A 24147-nucleotide genomic window follows, 5' to 3' on the forward strand; every position below is an offset into this window, starting at 1 on the left:
AAAATTAGAGGAAATAAAATGGCTAGAATATCGGGAATAGATTTACCAAATAATAAACAATTAAAAATAGCGCTTACTTCTATTTATGGTATAGGCAGAACAAGAGCTTTGGAGGTTTGTAGTAAGTCAGGCATTTCTCCAAACAAAATCGCTAAAGACTTAGGTAATGATGAAGTTAATCGACTTAGAAAGGTGATTGAGAGTGATTATATTGTAGAAGGAAAACTTAGAAGCGAAGTTGCTATGTCTATCAAAAGGCTTATGGATATAGCGTGTTACAGGGGCGTTAGGCATCGAAAAGGATTGCCTTTAAGAGGCCAGAGAACTAAAACTAATGCAAGAACTAGAAAAGGAAAAAGAAAAACTGTAGCTAATAAGAAAATAGCTAGCAAGTAAATAGTTTTTAAGATTTGGAGGATAAGTTGAGCGCGAAATTGTCAACTAATAGTAAAAGAAAATTGAAAAGAAATATTGGAGAAGGAAACGTATATATACAAGCCACTTTTAATAATACCATAGTCACTGTATCCGATATAAAAGGGAATGCGTTAGCTTGGGCGAGTGCTGGTGGAATGGGTTTTAAAGGAGCTAAAAAGTCAACTCCATATGCTGCTCAAATAACAGCAGAATCTGCTTTAAATAAGGTAAAAGATTTTGGAATTAATTATGTTCATGTTTATATAAAGGGGCCAGGGATTGGTAGAGAATCTGCAATAAGAGCTATTGGTTCTATTGGAATGACTGTAAAATCAATTTCAGATATTACTCCTATTCCTCATAATGGATGCAGACCTAAAAAAACCAGACGAGTTTAATTATAAGGAGTTATGATGCCTGTGGAAAAACTTTTGAAAGATTTCACCATACCTGAAAAAATTGAATTTTTAAAAAGCCAAGATGATGGGTCTTATGGTAAATTTACAATATATCCTTTTGAAAGAGGCTTTGGAGTTACTATAGGTAATACTTTAAGGCGTGTGTTGCTTTCTTCTATTGAAGGGTATGCTATTACTGCTATGAGAATCCAGTCTAACAATAAAGATTCTTCTTCAAAGGTTGTTTCAAGTGAATTTGATTTGATTCCTGGAGTTTCTGAAGATACTCTTGAAGTCATTGCTAATATTAAAAATATCCATTTGAAGCTTGGAGAAGGAGAGCAAAGCAAGACAATAAGCTTTAGTGTTAGTGGCAAGGAGACCAATGTTTTGAAAGCTTCTCATTTTGAAAGAGATGGAGTTGAGGTTTTTAATAAAGATTTAGTTATAGCTACTTTATCACATGATGTGAATTTGGATTTTGAATTTCAAATTAATTATGGCAGGGGTTATATATCTTCTGAGCAAAATTCTAAATATTTAGAAGAAGTTAATGTTATTGCTTTAGATTCTATATTTTCTCCTATAGAGAAAGTTTCATATTCTGTAGAAGATACTAGGGTTGGTCAAAGATCAGATTATGACAAGCTTGTAATGGAAATTTGGACTACCGGTGTGATTTCTGCCAAAGATGCAATAAAAAAAGCTGCATCAATAGTAAGAGAGTTTTTGTTTCCTCTTGTAGATTTTGAAGACAATGCTAGTGTATCTTTTGAAAAGTCAAAATCAGAAGATTCTAATTTGCTTGATATGAGTATTGAAAAATTAGATTTGTCAGTCAGATCTTTAAATTGTTTGGCAAAAGAAAATGTTAGAACTTTAGGAGAACTTATTAGTAAAAGTGCAGAGGAGCTTTCTAAAGCAAGGAATTTCGGGAAGAAAAGCTTAGAAGAGATAATCGAAAAACTTGGTTCTTATAGATTGTTTTTGGGAATGTCTAAAGAAGATGCTTTATCTGTATTGAGTAAGAGTATTAAAATATCTGAATAAAAGGAGAGTTTGGCTTGTTTTATGAAAACAAAATTGGGTTTTAATAGATTAAATAGGAAGTCTAGTCATAGGAGAGCGCTTTTAAAAAATATGGTAATTTCTTTTTTAAAGTATGAGAAAATTTCTTCTACTAAGGCAAAGTTATTTGAAGTTAAAAGATTTGCTGAAAGATTGATTACAAAGGCAAAAGTTGACACTGTGTATAATAGGCGGGAGTTATCAAGATTTATACATGATAAGTCTATTTTGAATAAGCTGTTTGTTAGAATTTCTCCTGTTTTTAAAGAAAGGAATGGTGGGTATACTCGGATAATTAAATTAGGGAAAAGGTATGGAGATGCAGCTGAAATGGCTATCCTAGAATTAGTTGAAAAGCCTTTAAAAGTTGAATAATTAATAATTTGAGCGTACTGTTTTAAAGATTAAATTTTAAGTTGCTTTAAACAGAATAGGAGTTAAATGATATGATATATATTATTTTTTCTTCTATTTTTGCTGGCTTTATATTAGGATTTTTAGTAAGAGTTTTTTTAGGTAGATTGTCTTTATTAGATTTAGAAAAGAATCTGACAAAAGTAAAGGAAGAATCACAATTAGAGATAGAAAATGAAAGAAGGCAAATTATTGCTAATGCAAAATCTCAAATGCTTAAAGAGAAAAACCAGCAAGATAGGGATATAAGAGATCGGAAAAATGAGATTGTTAATCTAGAAAAAAGATTATTACAAAGGGAAGAGACTTTAGATAAAAGAATATCTGCTCTTGATAAGCAGCAGTCTAGGGTTGATTTTAAAATTAAAGAATTTGAACAAAAAGAAAAAGTAATAAGAGAAAAAGAAGCTGATCTTGTTAAAAGATTGGAGAGTATTTCTGGGCTTACAAGAGAAGATGCAAAAAAAATTGTAATTGAAAAAGTTGAGAATGAGTCTAGAAGAGATGCTCAGATTATTATCAATAAAAGTGAACAGGAAGCCCATTTATTAGCAGATAAAGTTGCAAAAGATATTTTAGTATCTACTATGCAGCGTATTGTCACAGAGGTAAGTTCGGAGTTTACAGTAGCTTCTGTTGAATTGCCCAATGATGAAATGAAGGGAAGGATTATAGGAAAAGAAGGGCGTAATATTAGAGCTCTTGAGACTTTAATAGGAGCTGACATTATCATTGATGATACTCCTGAAGCTGTTGTTATATCCTGTTTTGATCCAATAAGAAAAGAGCTTGCCAAGAGAACTTTAGAAAGACTTGTAACAGATGGTAGAATTCATCCTGCTAGGATTGAAGAGGTTGTATATAATGTTACCAACGAGATAAATAGCATTATTCAAGAAGAAGGCGAGAAAGTGGTTTTTGATCTTAATATACATGGACTTGACAAGAGACTTATTAGAGGATTAGGAAGACTTTATTTTAGAAGCAGTTATGGTCAAAATGTTTTAAGCCATTCCAAGGAAACAGCTATAATAGGAGAAATTTTAGCTAAAGAGATGAAATTGGATCCTATTGTAGTAAAAAGAGCATGTCTTTTGCATGATATTGGGAAAGGTATGGAAAGCATTTCTGATAATAGTGAAGGACACGCTATTACTGGCGCCGAACTTGCGCAAAGTTGTGGAGAAAGTGAAATTGTTGTTAATGCTATTGCTGCTCATCATAATGAAGTAAAACCTGAGAGCCTTGAAGCTATTGTTGTTCAAATAGCAGATGCAATTTCGGCGTCTCGTCCTGGTGCAAGGCGTGAAAGTTTAAATAACTATATAAATAGACTAAAAAGACTTGAGGACATTGCTTATAGTTTTGAAGGTGTTCAAAAATGTTATGCGATTCAAGCTGGTCGTGAAGTTAGAATTATTGTTGACAATGTTTTGGTTAATGATGAAAAATCAATTTTACTTGCTAGAGACATTGCTAAGAAAATAGAAGCTGAAATGAGGTATCCTGGTAAAATTAAAGTTACAATTATTCGTGAAACCAGAGTTATTGAATATGCAAGATAGCACGATTAAAACTTTAATAATTGGAGATATAATAGGCGAAAGTGGATTAAAAAAAGTTTTTTTTAATCTTAAGCATATTAAGAATAAATATAGAATAGATTTGGTAATTGCTAATGGAGAAAACTCTTCAAATGGTTTTGGAATAACACCGGAAATAGCAAATAATCTTTTTAGATCAGGGGTTAATGTTATTACTACAGGTAATCATGTATATTCTAATTATAAAATAAATGATTATCTAAATAAGCAAGTGTATATATTAAGACCAAATAATTTTTCAGATTTATTAGATGGGCATGGTTATTGTTTTTTAACGGTTCGAAATGAAAAGGTTGCTGTGGCTAATGTTCAGGGGTTTTTAAATATGAATTTTATTGTTAAGAATCCTTTTGATAATGCAAAAAAATTGGTTAATATGCTGAATAATAAGGCTAGAACCATTTTTATAGATTTTCATGCTGAGAGTAATTATGAGAAAGAAAGTTTTGGTTATTTTTTAAATGGTTTTGTAACAGGTGTGGTTGGCACTCATACTCATATTATGACTAAAGATGAAAGGATTTTATCAAAAGGAACAGCTTATATTAGTGATGTTGGAATGACGGGTGGATTGAATTCTGTAATAGGATTTAGTCCTAATATTTCTCTTAAAGGCTTGCTTGAATATGTTCCTTTAAGAGCTGAAGTTGTAGAAGATGACATAGTTTTACAGGGAGTTATTATTACTTCTAATCTAAAGACAGGTCGTGCTTTAAAAATTGAAAGGATCCAGAAATAATTTATTAAATATACTTTGTAAAAGTTATCCAGAAAAAACACGAGAAGAATTAATAGTTTTAATTTTAACAGGTAATATATATGTAAATTCTCATAAAGAAAAAAACCCCAAAATATTAGTAAATAAAACTAGTAAAATAGATCTAGTTGAGAATACTTTTCAAGTATTTGTATCAAGGGGGGGGTATAAGCTTTTGGAAGCCCTTAAGAGTTTTGAGATTGAAGTTAAAAATAAAATTTGTATTGATGTTGGCTCTTCAACTGGTGGTTTTACCGATTGTCTTTTGCAGTGTGGTGCTAATTATGTTTATTCGATTGATGTAGGTATTAATCAACTTTCTTATAAATTGAGAATTGATCCAAGAGTTAAAGTTTTGGAGAAAACCAATATTTTTGATGTTAAAAAATTTAGCATTGTGCCTAATTTTGCCGTTGTAGATGTTTCTTTCCGATCATCAATAAGCATATGTGCAAATTTAATCGATAAACTTTCTGATAATTTTATTATAGTTTTGATCAAGCCCCAGTTTGAGTTTAAAAGCTTAAATTTAGATATAAAAAATTTTAATGGTGTTGTGGATATAAAGTATTTGAAGATAATTTTGCAAAGTGTAATTGAAAAATTTTATAAAAATAAATTACAAGTTAAAAATATATTAAAGTTAAAAACCAAAGGTAAAAAAGGCAATCAGGAGTTTATGTTTTTAGTTGTTAGGTCAGATGTGTTAAATATTGAAAGTTCTATGTTATTGCTTAGCAATATTGAATTTTAGTATTTGTCTAAAGTCTTTTTATTTAGTATTCCTGAAAAGTTTAAGTTTAATTCTTCAAGTATTATTGGATTGTTTTCTATTGTTAAAATTATTCCATCAATTCCTTTAATTTCAAGACATGTTAAAGTTATTTGAGCAATTTGATTAATTATTCCTTCAATACCGAAACTATTTTCATAAAATTCTTTAGATAAGTTTATTTTGGCAATTCCTTCGCTTAGACTTAAGTTCAACAGCTTGGTTTTTATGGGGATTAAACTTAAAAAATTATTTTTTAGCTCGTATTCATTTGGCCCTTTGATTAAAGATTTTAGCGTTTCTTCTAAAATATTTTTGTCGTAATATATAGCTCTTTTTACGGTTTGTCTTAAAAAATAACCTTCGGAGGTGACTTTTATAAAATAAAGTTTAATAAATGTTTTGTTTTTAAGGTTATTATTTCTTTGGTTTTGTTTAAGCTCTTCTTCAAGTTTTTTTATTTCTGGTGGCTGGATTAAAAAACTTTCATTTCTCAGCATTTTTATATTTGTACTTTTACTTGTGTCTTTTTTAGCTTCGATTAATTTATTATTTTGTGTTTCACTTGATTCAAATATACTATTATCGTAATTTTGCTCCTTAAAAATATGCATAATAAGAGAATTTTTGATTACTAATAGTAAACTAGCTATTGTTAAGATAATAGCAATTAAAATTAAAAGTATGTCTGATTTGGTTGAGCTTGAAGTTTTTTTTCTTTTCAATATAAACTACTCATGTGCAATTGGCATAAATACTAATATTTGATATTATAATGGAAATATCGGAATAAATAAAGAGGTATATTTGCTTAGTTATAAAAAGGTTCTTATTGTTGGTAGACCAAATGTTGGGAAATCTGCTTTATTTAATCGAATTTTAGATTCAAAAAGAAGTATTACTGAGAATGCTTACGGTGTTACTAGAGATTTAGTTGAAGAAGTTTGTAAGGTTGGTTCTTTTAATTTTAAATTAATTGATACTGGTGGATTTTCAATCTTAAAAGATGAGATTAGTAAAATTGTTGTTCAAAAAGTTTTAATCTCTTTAGAAAAAGTTGATTTAATTTTATTAGTTTTAGATGTTAATGAAATTTTACTTGAGGATTATCAAATTATTGAAAGATTGAGAAAATATTCTAGCAAGGTAATTTTGGTTTTAAACAAAGTAGATACTAAAGATAAGGAATTTTTAGCTCATGAATTTCATAATTTAGGATTTAAGCGATATTTTTTTGTTAGTGCAGTGCATGGTCGAGGTATTACTAAGCTTAGAGATTTTTTAAAAGTAGAAGTCGGTGAAGCTAATATTGAGGATGAAGCTAACATTAAGGTTGGGATTATAGGCAAGCCCAATACAGGCAAGTCTACTCTTATTAATTATTTATCTGGAGATGAAGTTTCAATTGTTTCAGATAAACCTGGTACTACTAGAGATTTTATTAAAACTAGGTTTACTAAAAATGGAAAAGTTTTTGAGATTATTGATACAGCTGGGATAAGGCGAAGGGCAAGAGTAAATGAAATTGTTGAATATTATTCTGTTAATAGAGCATTAAAAGTAATTGATATGGTAGATGTTGTTTTTTTGTTGATTGATGTTAAAGAAGAGTTAACTTCTCAGGACAAAAAGATTGCTCATTATGCGACTAAAAAAGGAAAAGGAATTATTATTGTATTTAGCAAATGGGATCTTGTTGGAGAATCTAAGGGCCATTTTGAAACTTTAAAAAGTCGTGTGAAGTTCTTTTTCCCTGTTTTAAATTTTGCCCCTGTATTTAGAATTTCTGTTCATAAAAATATAGGCCTAAACTCTCTTTTTAAAGAGGCTTTTAAGTTAAAAGATCAGCTTGAGTTGAAGACCAGCACTCCAGATTTAAATAGAATGTTAAATTTATGGATCAAAGATTATCATTTAAATGTTTCTCATAAAGTAAAATATATTACACAAGTTAGTACTAATCCTGTCAAGTTTATTCTTTTTGCAAATAAAATAAAGAATTTCCCAAATTCTTACTATAATTATTTAGTAAATAATTTACGTGAAATTGGGTATAAAAATATTCCAATTTTAATAGAATTGAGGGAAAAAATAAGAGATTTAAAGTGAAATATATATTTTTATTTTTAATAATTAGGAGTTTAAATCTTTTTGCACTTGAGAGTTTTTTTTATGATTTTGATGTAAGGAGTATGTATTCAAAATATTTTAATTCAAGCTATGTACAAAAAAAAATAAGTCCAATAAAGCATTTTGTTGCAAAGAATTATTATATAGAAGTTTCAAGTGCAGTTTCTTCTGATTATGTTTACTATTCTTTTTTTAATAAAAAAAAGAATGTGGAATATATTTTTCCGGGATCTTATGTAATTAAAGTGGGTAAAGATGGGATTGAGCAGATAAAAATATTTTTTGTAAATAGGGGTGATACATTTATTAGAATAAAGTCTTCAAAATTTTCTTCTAGTGCTGATTTTTATTTACTAAATACTTTAATTTATAAAGACGTTAAATTACCTTTTAAGATTGAAGATATTGCAGTAATTTCTCTTGCCAATATAATAAATTATATTGGCAAAGTTATTGATTTTAGATATTTTATTCCTGAATATTTTGATATTTATAAAAATGTTTCTAATATGGTAATTAGCTTAAGGAAAGCTCTTGCATATTTCCCCATTGCTGAGGTTGTTGATGGTGCAATGAATGAGCATGGCAAAATGGTTTACATAGAAACTGGATTATTACAAAAAGATCCTGTGGGGTTTAATTGTTCAGGATTCGTTAAATGGGTAGCAGATTCTATTTACAAATCAATGACAGGACGTCTTTTACGAATTGATGATCTTAAGCTTAGGCATATTGGTGTTAGGGGTAATGTTTTTACTAAAGGCCATGAATTTAATAAGGATCCTTTTTTTGGACTTGATTGGATTCGTAATATTGCTTATAGGATAAATAATATTAATGAGGGTTTAGATTTATCTAAAATTAAGGAAAATGATGTTAATAACATTAAGTTTTTTGATTATATTGAGAATCGTGGATATAAAATTGAAAATTTAGAGTTTTTATTATATAGTTTGGCTTTAGATGAGCCTGGATATATTTATTTTGGGTCTATTAGCACAGGTGCTAACGATTTTTCGGGTATGATTCTTCATAAACATGTTGTTTTATTTCTTCCATTTCTTGATGAAAATAGAATTTTTAGAGTTTCTGTTAATGAAGTTAATGCTGAGACTTCAATAAAGTCTCTTCAAAAAAGATATCCAAAATCTTATATTCATTTAGTTAGAGTCAAGGTTCCTGAAAATTTACCTATAGTTCCAATACCTGTAAGGGCAAATAATCAATTACCTGTAAAGGCAAATAATCAATCATTATGATTAAAGCTGTAGTATTTGATTTAGATGGCACTTTGTATCCTGAGATGGATAGAAATAAATTAATGTTGTTTGAATTTTTAACCAATATTAAGTTTTTTTTAGCTTTTAAACGAATTAGAAAAAAAATACGAATTTTGCAAAGCAATCAATTTTCGCCTTCAAATAGGGATGAATTGTTTGCCATTCAAGTTAAAATGCTCTCTCAATATTTAAATTACGGTGAGAATCGGTGTGCTTTTTTATTAAATAAAATATATTACAGCCAGATTTTTAGCGATAAGTTTAAAAAACTCAAACCATATCTTGGAGTTCAAGATTTAATCTATTGGCTTAAATTTAAGGGAATAAAGTTGGGTGTAATGTCAGACTTTCCTATTTTAGGTCGTGTCAAAAATTTATTGGATATTCAAGACAGTTTTTGGGATATTCTTTATTCTTCGGAAGATACTGGGTATTTAAAGCCACATAAAATACCTTTTTTAAAAGTTATTGAGGATTTGAATTTAAGTGGTAATAATATTTTATATGTTGGGAATTCTTATGAATATGACATTTTGGGTGCTAAAAATGTTTCAATGAAAGCAGCTTTTTTTTCAAAAAAGCATAAAATCTCTAAGGGGATGATTGATTTTATTTTTCATGATTATAAAGACTTAAGAGAATATATACGTTTGAATATATAGAATATGGGTAAAATTATTTTATGATAGATTTCGCAACTATTTTGGTTAACCTTTTTTTGGTTTCAATAGTTTTGTTTGTTTATAGACAGTATGATAAACGTTCTAGAGCTTTAGATAAAATTAAAAAGTTCATTGATCTTGCAAAGGTTAATCTTGAAGATTTTATTGAAGACAAGACAAAAGAGATTAATGATCTTGCTGTTGATATGGAAGCTTATCAAAGATCTAGTATAGAAATAATAAAAAAGATTGATGAAGTTCAGCAAAAGATTAAAAACAAAAGCAATGATTTTGCAGAAGTCGAAAAAAAAATAGCTTATCATGATTCTATGCTTAAGGATCTTGATGAGATGACTCTTAAAGTTCAAGAGAATATACAAAGATTGCAAGTTGATGGGAAAATAGTAGATAAACTTTCAAAAACTTTAAAAGGATTTAATACTCAGATTGATTCAGTTGAATCAAATTTGAATTCAGTGTTAGAAAAGTTTGATAAGACCAATAAAGAAAATCTCGAGTCTATTAAAATTGCTAGTTGGGAAAAGTTTGATATTAATATTAAAGAACTTATTTTAAAAATGGATAATTTGAATAAAGAGATTGATCTTTATGAAAAAGATCTGGCAAATATTGAAGAGAGAAAAAAGGATATTTTAGTTAAGGGTGATGAAAAATTAGATTTAGAGTTTAACGATTTTCTTGAAAAAGTTGAATTTAATATTGGCAAATATAGTAAAGAGATAGAGAGCTCTTTTGTCTTTTATGAAAACAAATATAAGTTAATAGAAGATTCTATAGAGCTTATTATGGAGAGGGTAAAGAATCAGATTAATGAGAAAGAAGATTTTATTTTAAATAGGCTTAATGAAGAATTACAAAATAAGTTTAAAGATGTATTTACATACGTTGATGACCGTTCTAGAGAAATTCAAGATAAACTTGAGGATAAATTGATTTTAATAGATGACGAGATTTCTTCTATGAGCTCTTCTTTTAAGGACAATGCTTATTCAAGAATTAATTCACTTGAGGAGTCAATACGAATAGAGATGGGAAAGTATGAGGAGCAGGTTGATAATGTTTTTGATAAATTTAGATCTCAAGTTGAGTTGAATCTTAAAAATATTTATGGGGAGTATGAAGATAAAATAAGTCAAGTTGATAAGAACATTAGAGAAAGGGTGGAGCTTAGTTTGTTAGACTTGAATTCTAAAATGGAAGGTGTGCAGTTAGATGCTACCGCTTTAATGAAGAGACTTGAAGATGATTCTAATGGACTATATCTTGAATTTAAAAATAAGTTTGTATCAGATATTGAATTATTTAGTGAGAGTTTTAAAGATGATATTAATAAGCTTAAAATTCAATTAGAATCCCAACTTTTAAATGTTGATTCAAATATTCAAGACAAGCTCATTAAGCTTAATGATAATTTGATTTCTAATTTTGAAGAAATTGATAGTAGGTTTAATAATGATTATTCAAATTTAAGTGATAACTTAAACGTTAAGTACAAAGCTCTTTTTGAATCTTTAGATTCTAGCAGCTCTAAATTTGAAGACCAAATGGAATCTAAATATAAAGGCATTACAGATAGATTAACATCAGAAATAGATGAGTTTTCTTTAATGTATGGTGAGAAATTTGACAGATTATCTCAAGAAGCAATTAATAATTATCGAGAATTTCAAGATTTAAACAAAAAATTAGAGAATGAAATTGGATCTTTGGGTAATATGTTTGAAAAAACTCAAGAGATTTTAAAGCAAGATTTTAATGATAGTTTGATCAGTATTAAAGATGAAATTGGTAAAAATATAGCAGAGTTTAAGGATCGTTATTACGATGAGATAGATATTTTTGTTCGTCAGCTAGAAGAAAGTAAACTCCAATATTCAAATTGGCAAGGTGAAATGGATTCTAATTTAAAAAATATTGAATCTAAAATAAATAAAACAAATGAAGAATTTATAAGTTTAATTGAGATTCAAAAAGACAAAGGCAGAGAGCTTAGTGAGAGTGTTTTTAATGATCTTTCAGATCATATTCAAAAAAAAGCTATCGACATGCATGGTAGTTGGAAGGAGGAGCTTATTGCTTTAAATAAATCTTTGCTTGATATTAAGATTTCTAGTGAAGAACTACTCTCATCTGCTACTTCAAAAATAGAAAATTTAGAAAGAGATGTTAACGATCGGGTGGAATATGTTTTGTTAAAAACAGGCGATATTGAGAGTTTAATGATAGAAAAATATAAAGAATTAAAAGATATGTCATATTCACAAAGTGATGAGGTTTTATTGGGAATTAAAGAATTTATTAATAGGCAAACAGAGATCATTAAAGATAAAAGTGTATTGATGCTTGAAGATTTGAACAAAAAATTTGATGATAAGAATAATTTTATTATAAGTAAGATTGAGGAATGTGATTATAAATTAAAAGATTTTAAAATTGAATCAGAAGATGTTTTGAATAATTTTAAATCGGATCTTAATGAATTTATTGAATCAAAACTTCAAATTGTCTCTAATATAAAAACGGACAATCAAAAGCAAATTGATGATTTTTTAGATAGAATTTCTAAAGATATTTTAAATAGGAAAGATTCAATTGATACTGAAATAGACAGCAAGCTTAGTGATTGGCAAGGCAAATTAAACGAAATAACTGTTAAAATTGAAAATTTATTATCTTCGGGTAAAGTGGATCTAGATTTAATAGATTCTGAGATGACTTCAAAAATTAAAGAGCTTCAATTGTCCATAGAAGGTCTTGAGAGTTATTATCTTGAAAAAATAGATGATTTTAGAAATCAAGGAGCAATATATTCTAATGAACTTTTACAAGATATAATGAACCATTTTAATAAAGATACTAGAGAGCTTGAAGAAAATTTGTCAAAAAAGTTTGCTGCAGTTTTAAATAATTCAGAGGAATTTGTTAAAGAGGTCGACAGTCTGTTGCAAGATAAAAGAACAGATTTTGCTTCTTTTCAGGCCAATATAGATATTACTCTTGATTCTCTTAATGTAAAATTCAATGATATAAACAAAGAAATTAATGAGAAATATAATGAAGTTATATCTAATTATAGAGGTTATTCAGAAAATATTTCTAGCAAACTTGAAAATGAAATAATGCATGAGATTGAAAATCTAAATAGAAGATTAACAGATAGAATAGATAGCCTTAGCAAAAGTATGGATGAAAATCTTCAAAAACTTAAAGAATCTTTTGATGTATCAAAGTATCAAGTTGAAAAATTTGAATTGAGAGTTAAAGATCTAACAGATGATGGAGAAGCAAAAATTAGTGAGTTTGTTAAAGAGATTGAACATTATTACAAATCTAGGTTAGAGGAAGCGATTGATTATAGGAGAACTATTGATAGTGATATTATGCAAGCAAAAGAGAGATTTGGAGAGATAACAAATGATCTTAAGAATAATATTGAGAGCAAGTCTGAGTTTTTAAATGATCTTTATAAGGAAAGATTTAAACTTATTGAGAGTAATTTTGAAGAGAGATATTCTACATTTTTGATTGAAAGCGAGGGAGCTATTTCAAAAATTAGAGATGAAATCTATAAAACACTTACAAACAATGATGAAAATTTGCAGATTAAGATTTCTGAAATGGATCATAATTTTGAGATAGTAGAGCAAAGATCAAAAGAAATTTTAGAGTTTGAAAAAGAATTGAGAGATAGAATTAAAGATTGTTACGGTGTTATAAATGCTCAATTTGGAGAGATTAAAGTAAGCGTTGAGGAGAATATAAAAAATCATTTTGAAGTTTGTATAAAAAAGGCGAATACTTTAATTGATGATGACATTTTAAAGTATGAAAATGAAATTCATAAGAGAATTGATTCTTTAAAATCGATTGAAAATACTTTTGATAGCATAGAAAAAAGTTTGAATGATAAAGTGGCTGGGTGTGTTGATAAAATAGCTAATGGTTTTAATCTTAAATATATTGAGCTTGAAGAAAGGTGCAATGAAGAGCAATTGAATTTGGAGAATAAAATTGACAACAAAATTAAAGTCATTGACAATTTAGCTTTAAGTCAATATGATGAGCTTGAGAAAAAGTATGCTGATATGTATGATGAATTTTCAAAGAGATTAAATTCTTATATTACAACTTTAAGCGAAGAGTTTAAACATTCAAATAAAGATATGATTTTTGGACTTGAATCTCAACTTAAAAATCTTAAAAATCTTGAATCTGATTTAAATAGTGTTGAAAAGGATGTTATTAGATTAAAAGAAGAGTCTTATCATAATGTTTCTTCGCATCTTAAACTATTAGAAGAAGATTTTTTTAAAGATTTGGAAGTTAGAGGAGAAGAACTTAAATCTTCTTTGGAAAACTTTATTGCTTTATACAATGATAAAATTCAATATTTAGAATATGATTTATCTAAAAATTTGGAAAGCAAAACAGAACTTATTCAAAGCTTTCATTTAGATATTGAACAAAAAATTAAAAATGATAAGGAGAATTTTTATTTGGATTTCACTAAAGAATTTTCTTCTAAGAAAAAAGATATGGAGAATGAGATAGTTTTAATGGAAACCAATATTACCAGTAGAGTAGATGAATTTATTGATTTTGTAAATAATAGGCAAAATACTATCGATTCTTGGTTTTTAAATATTAAAGATAATGTAAAAACTTGGCAAGAAGAATCTTGTAGTGTAATAGAGAAGAGAATAAATCTTGCTGAGCTTGGAATCAAATCATTTGAGAACGATATTCTTAATGCCAAGATCGGTTTAGAATCTTTTAAGGATGGTTTTGAAACCAAGGCTGAAGAGATGTTTGATAATTTGCAAAGCGAAGCTAAAAAAATTGAACAATCAGTTCATCTTGATTTTAAGAATATTGGAGAGGCATTAAATCTTAAAGTTTTAGATCTTGAAAAATTTGTTGATTTTAAAGTAGAAAAGATAGACGAAAGGGTAAATAAGAAAACTGAAGATATTTTAATTAAAGCAGAAGTGAAATTTTTAACTCAACAGAAGGATCTTGAAGATAAGATTTTTGAGCTTAATCAAAAATTGGAACATGAATTTACAAGTTTGTCTGCTAATTTTGAGAAAGTAAGGCAAGAAATGGGTGATTTAATTTTTAACGATAAAGAAAGTTTTGAAGGTCAAGTTGAATTAATGCATAAAAATATTTCAGAATTTTCTGAAAAAATTAATTTATACAAGAATAATATTGAGACATCGATTGAGAATGAATATAATTATTTTTCTAAATCTATAAGATCGGAATGTGGTTTGCTTGAAGATGAACTTAAAAAAAGCTTAAAGCATTCAAAATTAGAGATTGAAACCGTGAAAAATGGTTTACAAGAGCAAATTGATAAATTTGAGGGTGAATTTAAGAAAAACTATAAAGAATTGTTGAGAGAAGTTGATGCTAATGTTTTAGAACTTGAGTCTAAAATTTCAAATTATGATATTAAATTTAATAAATTTGTTAGTGATATTAAAGACAATTTAGTTGAGTATAAATCTGATTTGAGAGCAGAGTTTGAGGATCGATATGATAAAATAAATTTTCAAATTGAAAATTTTAAAAAGCTAGATGCTGAGCTTGAGAAAAACAATTCGATATTTTTGGAGGCTTATTCTCTTAAAGATAAATTGGAACAATTATGGGGAACTTTAAAAAATGAGATAAACCTTGCTCAGGAATATAAAAATAATTTTGAAAACGTTAACAAAGAATTTCATAATATTCAAAAAGAAACATCAAGTATTATTGAAACTTTTAATGAATTAAAGTTGGAACGGGAATCTATTAAAGCTATTAAGAATGATTTTAATAGATTTTTTGAATTTTATTCTTCGTTTGATAGTAGATATAGAAGTTTAACTGAATCTTATGATGAAATGCAAATTTATAAGGCTAAAATAAAAGAGATAGCTGATGAGCAGAGAACTATTCTTGATAATTATGAAAGAATTAGCAACAAAGAGAGTATATTAAAGAGCACTATAGAGTCTGTTGATAAAAACTTTGATTTAATAAATGAAGTGGAGAAAAGATTTAATAATTTAAACAAAGAGAGTGCTAAATTTCAGAATAATCTCAAGGATATGGAAAATGTTGTTTCTAATCTTTTACTAAACAAAGGTTTATCAGAAGAAGTGTTAGTTAATGCCCAGAATTTGAAAGAAATGCTTTTAGACATTGAAAATAAGTTGAAAAATACTTTAACTATGAGAGAAAAGGTGGTGAAATCGGAGACAAGATTAGAGAATTTAAACATTGCAGCAGAAGAGAGAATAAAAACTCTTGGCATTCTTGTCAAAACAGATTCTAAATATCAGGATAATGTTGGTCTTAATAATAAAACTGTTAGAAACTCTGTAATAAAATTAATGAGGCAGGGGTGGAGTGCTGAAGAAATTTCTAGGGCTACTAAATTATCTATTGGAGAAGTTGAGCTTATTTTAGAGCTTGGTATAAGCAACAAGGATGATTAAAGGTTATATTTATGAAGGCAGATTTAAATTTAATAAAAACATTACATCCTCTTGAGATAAAAGTAATTTTAAATAATGATGAGGGAGATAATATTTCTGCTTCAATTCTTATTGAAAAATTAGGGTTTAATGAAGGTCAGGCAAATAAAACAATTGAATGGTTAAATTCTAAAGGGATTATTGAAGAGATTTATAGAAAATTAAATGTATTTTATAAGGCTACAGAAAAAGGAATTAGCGTTTTAAGAAATGGGTTTGTTGAGGAAAAAATAATAAATCTATTATCTCAAAAGACAGTATTAGCTTCAAATTTAGCTTTAGAGCTTGATCTTGATGTTAAGGAGGTGAGAAAGGCATTTGGCAATTTATTAAAAGAGGGAATACTTTCTATTGATTTGAACAAACAGATTGTTATTAATTGTTTAAACGGTGTAGAAGCTAATTATAAAAAAATATGTGTCTTATTAGAAAGAGCAAAAGATAGCGATCTTTTGAGAGAAAGTTTAACAATTGAAGAACTTTTATTAATATCAAATTTTGCTAAGAAAAAAGGAGCAGATTCTGTATTTTTTAAAATAATAGAAAAACTTGATTTAAAGTTTAGATTGTCTGATTTTGGACTGGAAGTTAAAAATTTTTTAATAAAAAGTAAATTAACAGGAGACGAGCTTACTAAGCTTACTCCTGAAATTTTAAAAAATAAAACGTATGAGAATAAAAAGTTTAGAGCTTACAATATCCATGTTCCATCAGCTAAAACTTTTATTGGGCGTTTTAATCCTTATTTAGATTATATTTCTAAAATTAAGGACAAATTAGTAGGTCTTGGTTTTGAAGAGTTTGACGGTCCTTTAGTAGAAACAGAATTTTTCAACAACGATGCTCTTTTTATGCCACAATTTCATCCTGCTCGCGATATTAAGGATGTTTATTACATTTTAGAGCCTAGTATTCAAAAATCTTTACCCGAACCTTATTTTTCTAATGTAAAATTGGCTCATGAAACAGGACATGCAACAGGTTCAAGAGGCTGGAGATATAGTTTTAGTGAAGATCTTTCTAAGAGATTGGTTTTAAGAACCCACGGGACTGTTCTTTCTGCAAAACAATTAATTAATGCTAAAAATCCAAGCAGATATTTTGGAGTTGTTAGGTGCTTTAGATATGACCAGGTAGACGCAACTCACGGAGTCGATTTTTATCAAACTGAAGGGATTGTTATTGAAGATCAGGCTAATATTAAAACTTTGCTTGGTTTACTTGAAATTTTTGCCAAAGAGCTTGCAGGGGCTACAGAAGTTAAATATGTTCCTGCATATTTCCCCTTTACGGAGCCTTCAATTGAAATGCATGTAAAACACCCTGTGCTTGGTTGGTTTGAACTTGGGGGAAGTGGAATTTTTAGACCAGAAGTTACAAAGCCTTTAGGTATTGATCTTCCTGTTATTGCTTGGGGAATTGGAATAGATAGAATGGCTTTAATGCACTTGGGCCTTAATGATTTGAGAGATCTTTTTACTTATGACATTGGTGATGTTGTTTTAAGACGGGGGAAGGTAAAATGCCAAAAGTAGAAATTTACAAAAATCTTTTTTTAGATAAAATAGGAAAAAATTTTACAAATTCAGAGATTTCAGAATTACTTGAGCCTTTTAAAGCAGAATTTGATGGGTTTGATGAAAGTTCGGGGAAAATCAAAATAGAATTTAATGATACAAATAGACCAGATTTGTGGTCTTATACTGGGCTTGCGCGTCAAATAAAAGCGTATCTTTTTGGGGAAGCATTTTCTTATGATTTTTTTTCAAAAAAAGGAAATTTTAAAAAGTGTTATGGTGAAATTTTAGTGGATAGTAAAATATCTCAAATTAGACCTTTTATTTTTGGGTTTTTAGCAAAAGGATTTATTGCTAATAATAGAATGCTTGAGACACTAATCCAATTACAAGAAAAACTTTGTCAAAATTATGGGCAAAAGAGGAAAAGAGTTGCAATGGGAATGTATAATTCTGCTTTTATTAAATTTCCAATAAGATATGTTGCTTCATCTCCTGATCACAAGTTTATTCCATTAGGGATGGATTGTGAGCTTTCTCTTTTAGAAATAAACGAAAAGCACTCCAAAGGATTGGAATATTCCCATCTTGTCAAAAATTTTGATAAATATCCGTTATTATTAGATAGTAATAACAATGTAGTTTCTTATCCCCCGATAATTAATTCTAATAATATTGGATCTTTAAAAGTTGGTGATACTGATTTATTTGTTGAGGTGACAGGTATCGATTTTGAAGCAACTTTGTTAGCGCTATCTGTAGTAGCTTGTGATTTTTATGATATGGGTTTTGAAATTTTGCCCATAAAAACTGTGTTTCAAAAGCCTTTTGGTTTAGATTTTGAAGAATTAGTATGCCCCTATTATTTTCAAGAAGAAGTGGAGTTTGATGTGAAAAATGTTAATAGACTGCTTGGTAGCAATTTAACATTAGAACGTATTTGTATTAATTTAAAAAAAATGGGAGTAAATTCTTATTCTAGGGGTTTGAAAAACTATGTTATTCCACCTGTTTATAGAAACGATTTTCTTCATGAGGTTGATGTAATTGAAGATGTGATGATAGGGGAGGGGCTTGCAAGTTTTTGTCCACAGCTTCCCAAGACCTTTACAGTGGGAAGACTTAGTGATTTGGAAGAGTTTTCAAGAAATGTTAGGAATTTAATGGTGGGTATGGGCTTTCAAGAGATGATCTATAATTATATGGGCTCTAAGAAAGATTTCATTGATAAAATGAACATTGATGATCAAAATTTTTTAAAAGTATTTAATCCAATTTCAGAGAATTATGAATATGTTAGGGCATCAATAATTCCCAATTTATTAAAATCAGAAAGCATCAGTTCTAATTTTCCGTATCCACATAAAATTTTTGAGATTGGCAAGGTGGCTTTAAAGGATTTAGATTCTATTGAAGGAACAATTACTTTTACTAATTTAGCTTTTTTAATGGCTGATAAAGAAATTTCTTTTAATGAGATTAATTCAATTGTTGCAACGTTTTTTTATTATTTAAACATTGAAATTAATTTAAGAGAATCAAAAGCTGTTTTTTATATTAATGGTAGGGGAGCAGATATTTTGGTTAAAGGGGTTAATATAGGTAGTTTTGGTGAGATTTCACCTTATGTTTTAAATAATTTTGGTATTTTTATTCCATGTTCAGTTTTTGAGGTTAATGTCAATAGGCTTATGAATCGATCTTAAGCATTTAATGTTGATTTTAACAATGTTAGAATTTATATTAAAATTTTTAAGAGGGGGTTTGAAGTGCAGGTATGTTGGAATTTGAAACTATTGATATAAATACGACCAAAAGTGAAAATTCATCTCCAAAAGAGGTAGGATTTGTTGAAGATGTAATTATTGTAGGATCTGGTCCAGCGGGATTAACAGCTGGGATTTATTCTGTTATGAGCAATTATAAAACTGTTATTTTAGAAGGTCCTGAGCCTGGAGGACAACTCACTACAACTACAGAAGTTTATAATTATCCTGGTTTTAAAAATGGAATAAGTGGTAGAGATTTGATGTTAAATATGAGAGAGCAAGTAGTAAATCTTGGGGCTAAATCTTTTCTTGAAACTGTTTTTTCTATAAAAAGGGAAAATGATATTTTTCACCTTTATACAAAAAATTATGTTTATAAAAGTAAAGCTGTTATTATTGCTGTGGGCTCAAAACCTAAAAAACTTGATACTCTTAAAAATTCGGATTTATTTTGGAATAAGGGTATTTCAGTTTGTGCGATTTGCGATGGTCATCTTTTCAAAGGTAAAAGGGTTGCAGTAATTGGTGGGGGTAATACTTCACTTTCAGAATCTATTTATTTAAGCAAATTAGCGGATAAGGTTTATATTATTGTGAGAAAAGATTATCTTAGAGCTATTGCTATGTTAAGAGATAATGTTTCAAAGCTTCCAAATATTGAAATTTTGTATAATTCAGAAGCTGTAGAAGTAGATGGAAAAACTTCTGTTTCTTCGGTTAAGATTTTTAATAAAAAAGATAATATTGTTTATGAATTAGAAGTGAATGCTGTATTTATGGCTGTTGGATATAAGCCTAATACAGAATTTTTAAAGGGATTTTTAGATTTGGATGAAGAAGGGTTTATTATAACTAAAGATTTTGTTAAAACAAGTGTTGATGGTGTTTTTTCATGTGGAGATGTTAGCAACAAGCTTTATGCTCAAGCCATTACTGCTGCTTCTGAAGGTTTTATTGCGTCTGTTGAGTTAAGAAATTTTTTAAAATAGTCTTTATTAAGATGCTTTTTGTTTTTAAATGAAGTTTTCATTTAATTTAAGTTTTTAGAGTAAATTTAATTGTCTTTTAATTTCAAAAATTAAAATACCTGTGGACACAGAAACATTAAGTGAATCTATTTTGCCGCTAGTTGGGATTCGTATTAAAAAATCAGAATTTTCTTTTATTAGTTTATGTATACCTTTGCCTTCATTTCCTAAAATAAGTGCAATTTTTTTGTCGTTTATTTTGATTTTGTTTATATCTTGCCCTTTAATATCGCTAGCATATATCCAAAAGTCATTTTTTTTTAAAAAATTTATTGTGTTGTTTATATTGGCAACTGTTATTTTGTTTACATATTGACTTGCACCAGAGCTGGTGCGTAAAACTGTTGAATTGTCTTTTGCGCTATGTTTTTTAGTAGTAATAACAAGATCTATACTAAATTGTTCGGCTGTTCTAAGGATTGCCCCAAAGTTTTGGGGATCTTCTATTCCATCTAGAAGTAAAATAAGAGCATTTTCTTTTTTTTTAAGTGTTTCTAGTAAGTTTTCAAAATCTTTGGTTTGTATTTTGACATTTTTATTTTTTTCAAGTTTTAATTTTAATGCATATCCCCTGTGGTCTGTGTTTTTAACCATTTTGTCAAGTTCATTTGTGCTTATTTTTATTATTTTTATATTTTGTTCTTTGGCTAGTCTTACAATTTCTTTAGTTTTTGAACTGGTTTTTGATATATAAAGTTCAAATCCTTTATTATTTTTAATGCTTTCAATAATTGAATTGGCATGAGTTATATACATTATTATACCTTGAATAAATCTATTTCATCAGGATCTCTTAATTCTTTGCTTAAGTTTTCAAAAAGTTTGATAGCATTAGAATTTAAATTTTTAGGTGTTTTTATTTTAGTGATTAATATTAAATTTCCAAACTTTTCGGTTTGAAGAATCGGCATTCCTGCATTTTTAATTAAAATTTGTTCTTCATTTTCTATTCCTTTTGGAATTTGTATTTTAATCTCTTTTGAAGCGATCGTTTTTATTTTTACTTCTTTTCCAAGAGCCGCTTGAGTAAAGCTTATTGGGAGCACTGCATACAGATCTTTGCCATTTCTTTTAAATATTTTATGAGATCTTATTAATATTTTTACATAAAGGTCACCATATTCTTGGTTGTCTGGATTTACATTTCCTTTGCCTTTCATTTTTATTTGTTGGCTATTATCAATACCTGAGGGGATGTTTAATTCAATAGTTTCTTGTTTTGTAAGGCTTCCTTTTCCTTTGCAAGATTTACAAGGGTTTGATATTATTTTACCCTCACCACGGCATTTAGAACATGTTGTTGTAACTCTAAAAAATCCCCCGCCTTGGACTACTCTTCCGCTTCCATTGCACATGTTACATATCGAAGGACTTGTCCCTTTTTCGGATTTTTTTCCAAGACAAGAATGGCAAAGTATTTGTCTTGTTATGTTTATATTATTTTTGTAACCAAAGTATGCATTTTCAAGGGATATTTCTATGTTGTATCCGACATCTTCACCTTTTGCATGTTTTCTGCTTTTTTCTTGTCCCTTATTCCCAGTAAAAAATGAATCGAAAATATCGCCAAAATCTTCGAAGATGTCTGAAAATCCACTAAATCCTCCTGAAAATCCTTCAAATCCACCCCCTTCAAAAGCGGAATGTCCAAATCTGTCGTATTTGGCTTTTTTATTGTCGTCTATTAAAATTTCATAAGCTTGAGTAGCTTCTTTAAAGATGGAAGCAGCTTCTTCATTCCCTTGATTTCTGTCAGGGTGATATTTAATTGCTATTTTTCTATACGCCTTTTTTATTTCATCTTTTGAGGCTCCTTTTGAGAGCCCCAAAATTTCATAATAATCTTTTTTCACTATTTTTTATCCTCGTCAACAACTTCGTAATCAGCTTCTTTGCCCTCTTCGCTTGTATTGCTTTGGGTACTATTTTCATGTTGGCTGCTTGCATTTTGCTGAGAAGAATCTTTATACATCATTTCAGCTATCTTGTAAGAAGCTTTTTGAAGTTCTTCTGTTTTAGATTTTATAAGTGCAATGTCTTCTTTTTCAAGACTTTCTTTTAATTCTTTTATTTTATTTTCAATAGCTTCTTTGTCTTCGCTTGAAATTTTTTCAGAATATTCTTTTAATGATTTTTCTGTTTGATAAATTAAAGAATTAGCTGTATTTTTTGTTTCAATGTTTTCTTTTAATTTTTTATCTTCTTCTGCATGAGCTTCTGCATCTTTTACCATGCGATCTATTTCTGATTCAGAGAGTCCTGATGATGATTCAATTCTAATTTTTTGTTCTTTTCCTGTTCCCATATCTTTTGCGGATACGTGAACTATTCCATTAGCATCAATGTCAAAGCTAACTTCAATTTGAGGTACTCCTCTTGGTGCTGCTGGTATTCCGTCAAGTATGAAATTGCCAAGTATTCTGTTTTGTGATGCCATTTCACGTTCACCTTGAAGGACTTTAATATCAACAGAGGTTTGATTGTCAGCGGCTGTTGAGAATACTTGACTTTTTTTTGTAGGAATTGTGGTGTTTCGTTCGATAAGTTTGGTCATTACACCGCCTAGTGTTTCTATTCCTAATGATAGAGGAGTAACATCGAGGAGCACCATGTCTTTAGTTTCTCCAGTTAAAATGCCACCTTGAATAGCAGCTCCAATTGCAACGGCTTCATCTGGATTTACTCCTTTATTTGGTTCTTGTCCAAATATATCTTTTACAATTTTTTGAATAGCAGGAATTCTTGTTGACCCACCCACAAGTATTACTTCATTTATATCAGAAGCTTTAAGTCCAGCATCTTTGATAGCTTTAAGGCATGGCTCTTTTGTTTTTTGGACCAAATTGTCTACCATTTGTTCAAATTTTGCTCTTGTTAGAGTATATTGCAAGTGTTTTGGTCCGTTTGCATCTGCTGTAATAAATGGAAGATTTATTGTAGCTTCTTGAGCTCCTGAAAGCTCTATTTTAGCTTTTTCAGCAGCTTCTTTGAGTCTTTGAAGAGCCATTTTGTCGTTTGACAAATCAATAGCACTTTCTTTTTTAAATTCTGAAATTAAATGCTTTATGATCTCATCGTCAAAATTATCCCCTCCAAGATGTGTATCTCCATTGGTTGACTTTACTTCAAAAACCCCATCTCCAAGTTCTAGTATTGAAATATCAAATGTTCCTCCACCAAGGTCGTAAACAGCAATAATTTCTTCGTGTTTTTTTTCAATTCCATAAGCAAGAGCAGCAGCAGTTGGTTCGTTAACAATTCTTTTTACTTCAAGGCCCGCTATTTTACCAGCATCTTTTGTAGCTTGTCTTTGAGCGTCGTTAAAGTAAGCAGGAACTGTAATGACAGCTTCTGTAACTTTTTCACCTAAGTAGGCTTCTGCTGTTTCTTTCATTTTTGTAAGAGTTGCTGCTGAGATTTCAGGTGGTGACATTTGTTTTTTTATATTGGAAATGTTTACTCGTGCGTCGCCATTTAGGCCCTTTTCTATTTTATAAGGAACCATTTTTATTTCACCTGCAACCTCTTCAAATCTTCTTCCCATAAATCTTTTAATAGAATAAATTGTATTTTCAGGGTTTGTAACCATTTGGTTTTTTGCAACTTGCCCCACAAGTCTTTCGCCCTTATTTGTGTAGGCAACAATAGATGGAGTAGTTCGTCCTCCCTCTGAATTTTGTATTACAACTGGTTTCCCATGCTCCATTATTGCCACACATGAATTTGTTGTTCCTAGGTCAATACCTATTATTTTACCCATATCATAAACCTCCTATTTTCTAA

General features: G+C 28.9%; 18 protein-coding genes. 14 read left to right on the forward strand and 4 right to left on the reverse strand.

The features are described from left to right. Positions 1-18: 18 nt before the first annotated feature. The 7 genes from OY14_02485 (at position 19) to OY14_02515 (ending at position 5412) form a co-directional block, all read left to right on the forward strand. On the forward strand, positions 19-396 hold the full coding sequence (locus OY14_02485; GenBank protein ID AJA90309.1) for a 30S ribosomal protein S13: 378 nt from the start codon (positions 19-21) through the stop codon (positions 394-396). Between the two features lie 26 nt (positions 397-422). Further along, positions 423-815 carry a 30S ribosomal protein S11 gene (locus tag OY14_02490; GenBank protein ID AJA90310.1) on the forward strand — a complete coding sequence of 131 codons (393 nt, stop codon included), beginning with the start codon at positions 423-425 and terminating at the stop codon, positions 813-815. Positions 816-830: 15 nt separating this feature from the next. Further along, complete coding sequence (locus OY14_02495) at positions 831-1865, forward strand: DNA-directed RNA polymerase subunit alpha (protein ID AJA90311.1); 1035 nt, start codon at positions 831-833, stop codon at positions 1863-1865. 21 nt (positions 1866-1886) lie between these two features. After that, complete coding sequence (locus OY14_02500) at positions 1887-2258, forward strand: 50S ribosomal protein L17 (GenBank protein ID AJA90312.1); 372 nt, start codon at positions 1887-1889, stop codon at positions 2256-2258. A 71-nt stretch (positions 2259-2329) separates the two neighbouring features. Further along, entirely contained in the window at positions 2330-3862 is a 1533-nt protein-coding gene (locus OY14_02505; protein ID AJA90313.1) for a ribonuclease Y, read from the forward strand. Beyond that, positions 3852-4640 carry a phosphoesterase gene (locus OY14_02510; GenBank protein AJA90643.1) on the forward strand — a complete coding sequence of 263 codons (789 nt, stop codon included), beginning with the start codon at positions 3852-3854 and terminating at the stop codon, positions 4638-4640. The genes OY14_02505 and OY14_02510 overlap by 11 nt, the downstream gene beginning before the upstream one ends. Further along, the gene (locus OY14_02515) at positions 4621-5412 is read left to right on the forward strand and encodes a 50S rRNA methyltransferase (GenBank protein ID AJA90314.1); all 792 of its coding nucleotides are present in this window, start codon (positions 4621-4623) and stop codon (positions 5410-5412) included. Before OY14_02510 ends, OY14_02515 begins: the two co-directional genes overlap by 20 nt. On the opposite strand, the gene OY14_02520 is transcribed toward OY14_02515, so the two are convergent. Continuing rightward, positions 5409-6155 carry a spore gernimation protein GerM gene (locus tag OY14_02520; GenBank protein ID AJA90315.1) on the reverse strand — a complete coding sequence of 249 codons (747 nt, stop codon included), beginning with the start codon at positions 6153-6155 and terminating at the stop codon, positions 5409-5411. The two genes, OY14_02515 and OY14_02520, sit on opposite strands and share 4 nt — an antisense overlap. Before the next feature lie 82 nt (positions 6156-6237). On the opposite strand from OY14_02520, the gene OY14_02525 reads away from it, so the two are divergent. The 7 genes from OY14_02525 to OY14_02555 all read left to right on the forward strand — a co-directional run bounded on the left by OY14_02525 (position 6238) and on the right by OY14_02555 (position 20325). Continuing rightward, positions 6238-7539 (forward strand): GTP-binding protein Der, encoded by a 1302-nt coding sequence (locus tag OY14_02525; protein AJA90316.1) that lies wholly within the window; start codon positions 6238-6240, stop codon positions 7537-7539. Continuing rightward, entirely contained in the window at positions 7536-8819 is a 1284-nt protein-coding gene (locus OY14_02530; GenBank protein AJA90317.1) for a hypothetical protein, read from the forward strand. The genes OY14_02525 and OY14_02530 overlap by 4 nt, the downstream gene beginning before the upstream one ends. After that, positions 8816-9502: a haloacid dehalogenase gene (locus OY14_02535; GenBank protein ID AJA90318.1), complete on the forward strand. Its 687-nt coding sequence runs from the start codon at positions 8816-8818 to the stop codon at positions 9500-9502. The genes OY14_02530 and OY14_02535 overlap by 4 nt, the downstream gene beginning before the upstream one ends. 20 nt (positions 9503-9522) lie before the next feature. After that, complete coding sequence (locus tag OY14_02540; protein ID AJA90319.1) at positions 9523-16011, forward strand: membrane protein; 6489 nt, start codon at positions 9523-9525, stop codon at positions 16009-16011. An 11-nt stretch (positions 16012-16022) separates the two neighbouring features. Further along, positions 16023-17585 (forward strand): phenylalanine--tRNA ligase, encoded by a 1563-nt coding sequence (gene pheS / locus OY14_02545; protein AJA90320.1) that lies wholly within the window; start codon positions 16023-16025, stop codon positions 17583-17585. Then, on the forward strand, positions 17573-19273 hold the full coding sequence (locus tag OY14_02550; GenBank protein AJA90321.1) for a phenylalanyl-tRNA synthetase subunit beta: 1701 nt from the start codon (positions 17573-17575) through the stop codon (positions 19271-19273). Before pheS ends, OY14_02550 begins: the two co-directional genes overlap by 13 nt. 71 nt (positions 19274-19344) lie before the next feature. After that, positions 19345-20325, forward strand: coding sequence for a thioredoxin reductase (locus tag OY14_02555; protein ID AJA90322.1), 981 nt, complete (start codon positions 19345-19347; stop codon positions 20323-20325). Positions 20326-20379: 54 nt separating this feature from the next. On the opposite strand, the gene OY14_02560 is transcribed toward OY14_02555, so the two are convergent. Genes OY14_02560 through dnaK form a run of 3 tightly spaced genes read right to left on the reverse strand, consistent with a single transcriptional unit; the run spans position 20380 to position 24124 of the window. Continuing rightward, positions 20380-21120 (reverse strand): rRNA methyltransferase, encoded by a 741-nt coding sequence (locus OY14_02560; protein AJA90323.1) that lies wholly within the window; start codon positions 21118-21120, stop codon positions 20380-20382. A 2-nt stretch (positions 21121-21122) separates the two neighbouring features. After that, complete coding sequence (locus OY14_02565) at positions 21123-22217, reverse strand: molecular chaperone DnaJ (protein ID AJA90324.1); 1095 nt, start codon at positions 22215-22217, stop codon at positions 21123-21125. Next, positions 22217-24124 carry a molecular chaperone DnaK gene (gene dnaK, locus OY14_02570; protein AJA90325.1) on the reverse strand — a complete coding sequence of 636 codons (1908 nt, stop codon included), beginning with the start codon at positions 24122-24124 and terminating at the stop codon, positions 22217-22219. The genes OY14_02565 and dnaK overlap by 1 nt, the downstream gene beginning before the upstream one ends. Positions 24125-24147 lie beyond the last annotated feature (23 nt).

Source organism: Borreliella chilensis, assembly GCA_000808095.1.
Classification (GTDB): domain Bacteria; phylum Spirochaetota; class Spirochaetia; order Borreliales; family Borreliaceae; genus Borreliella; species Borreliella chilensis.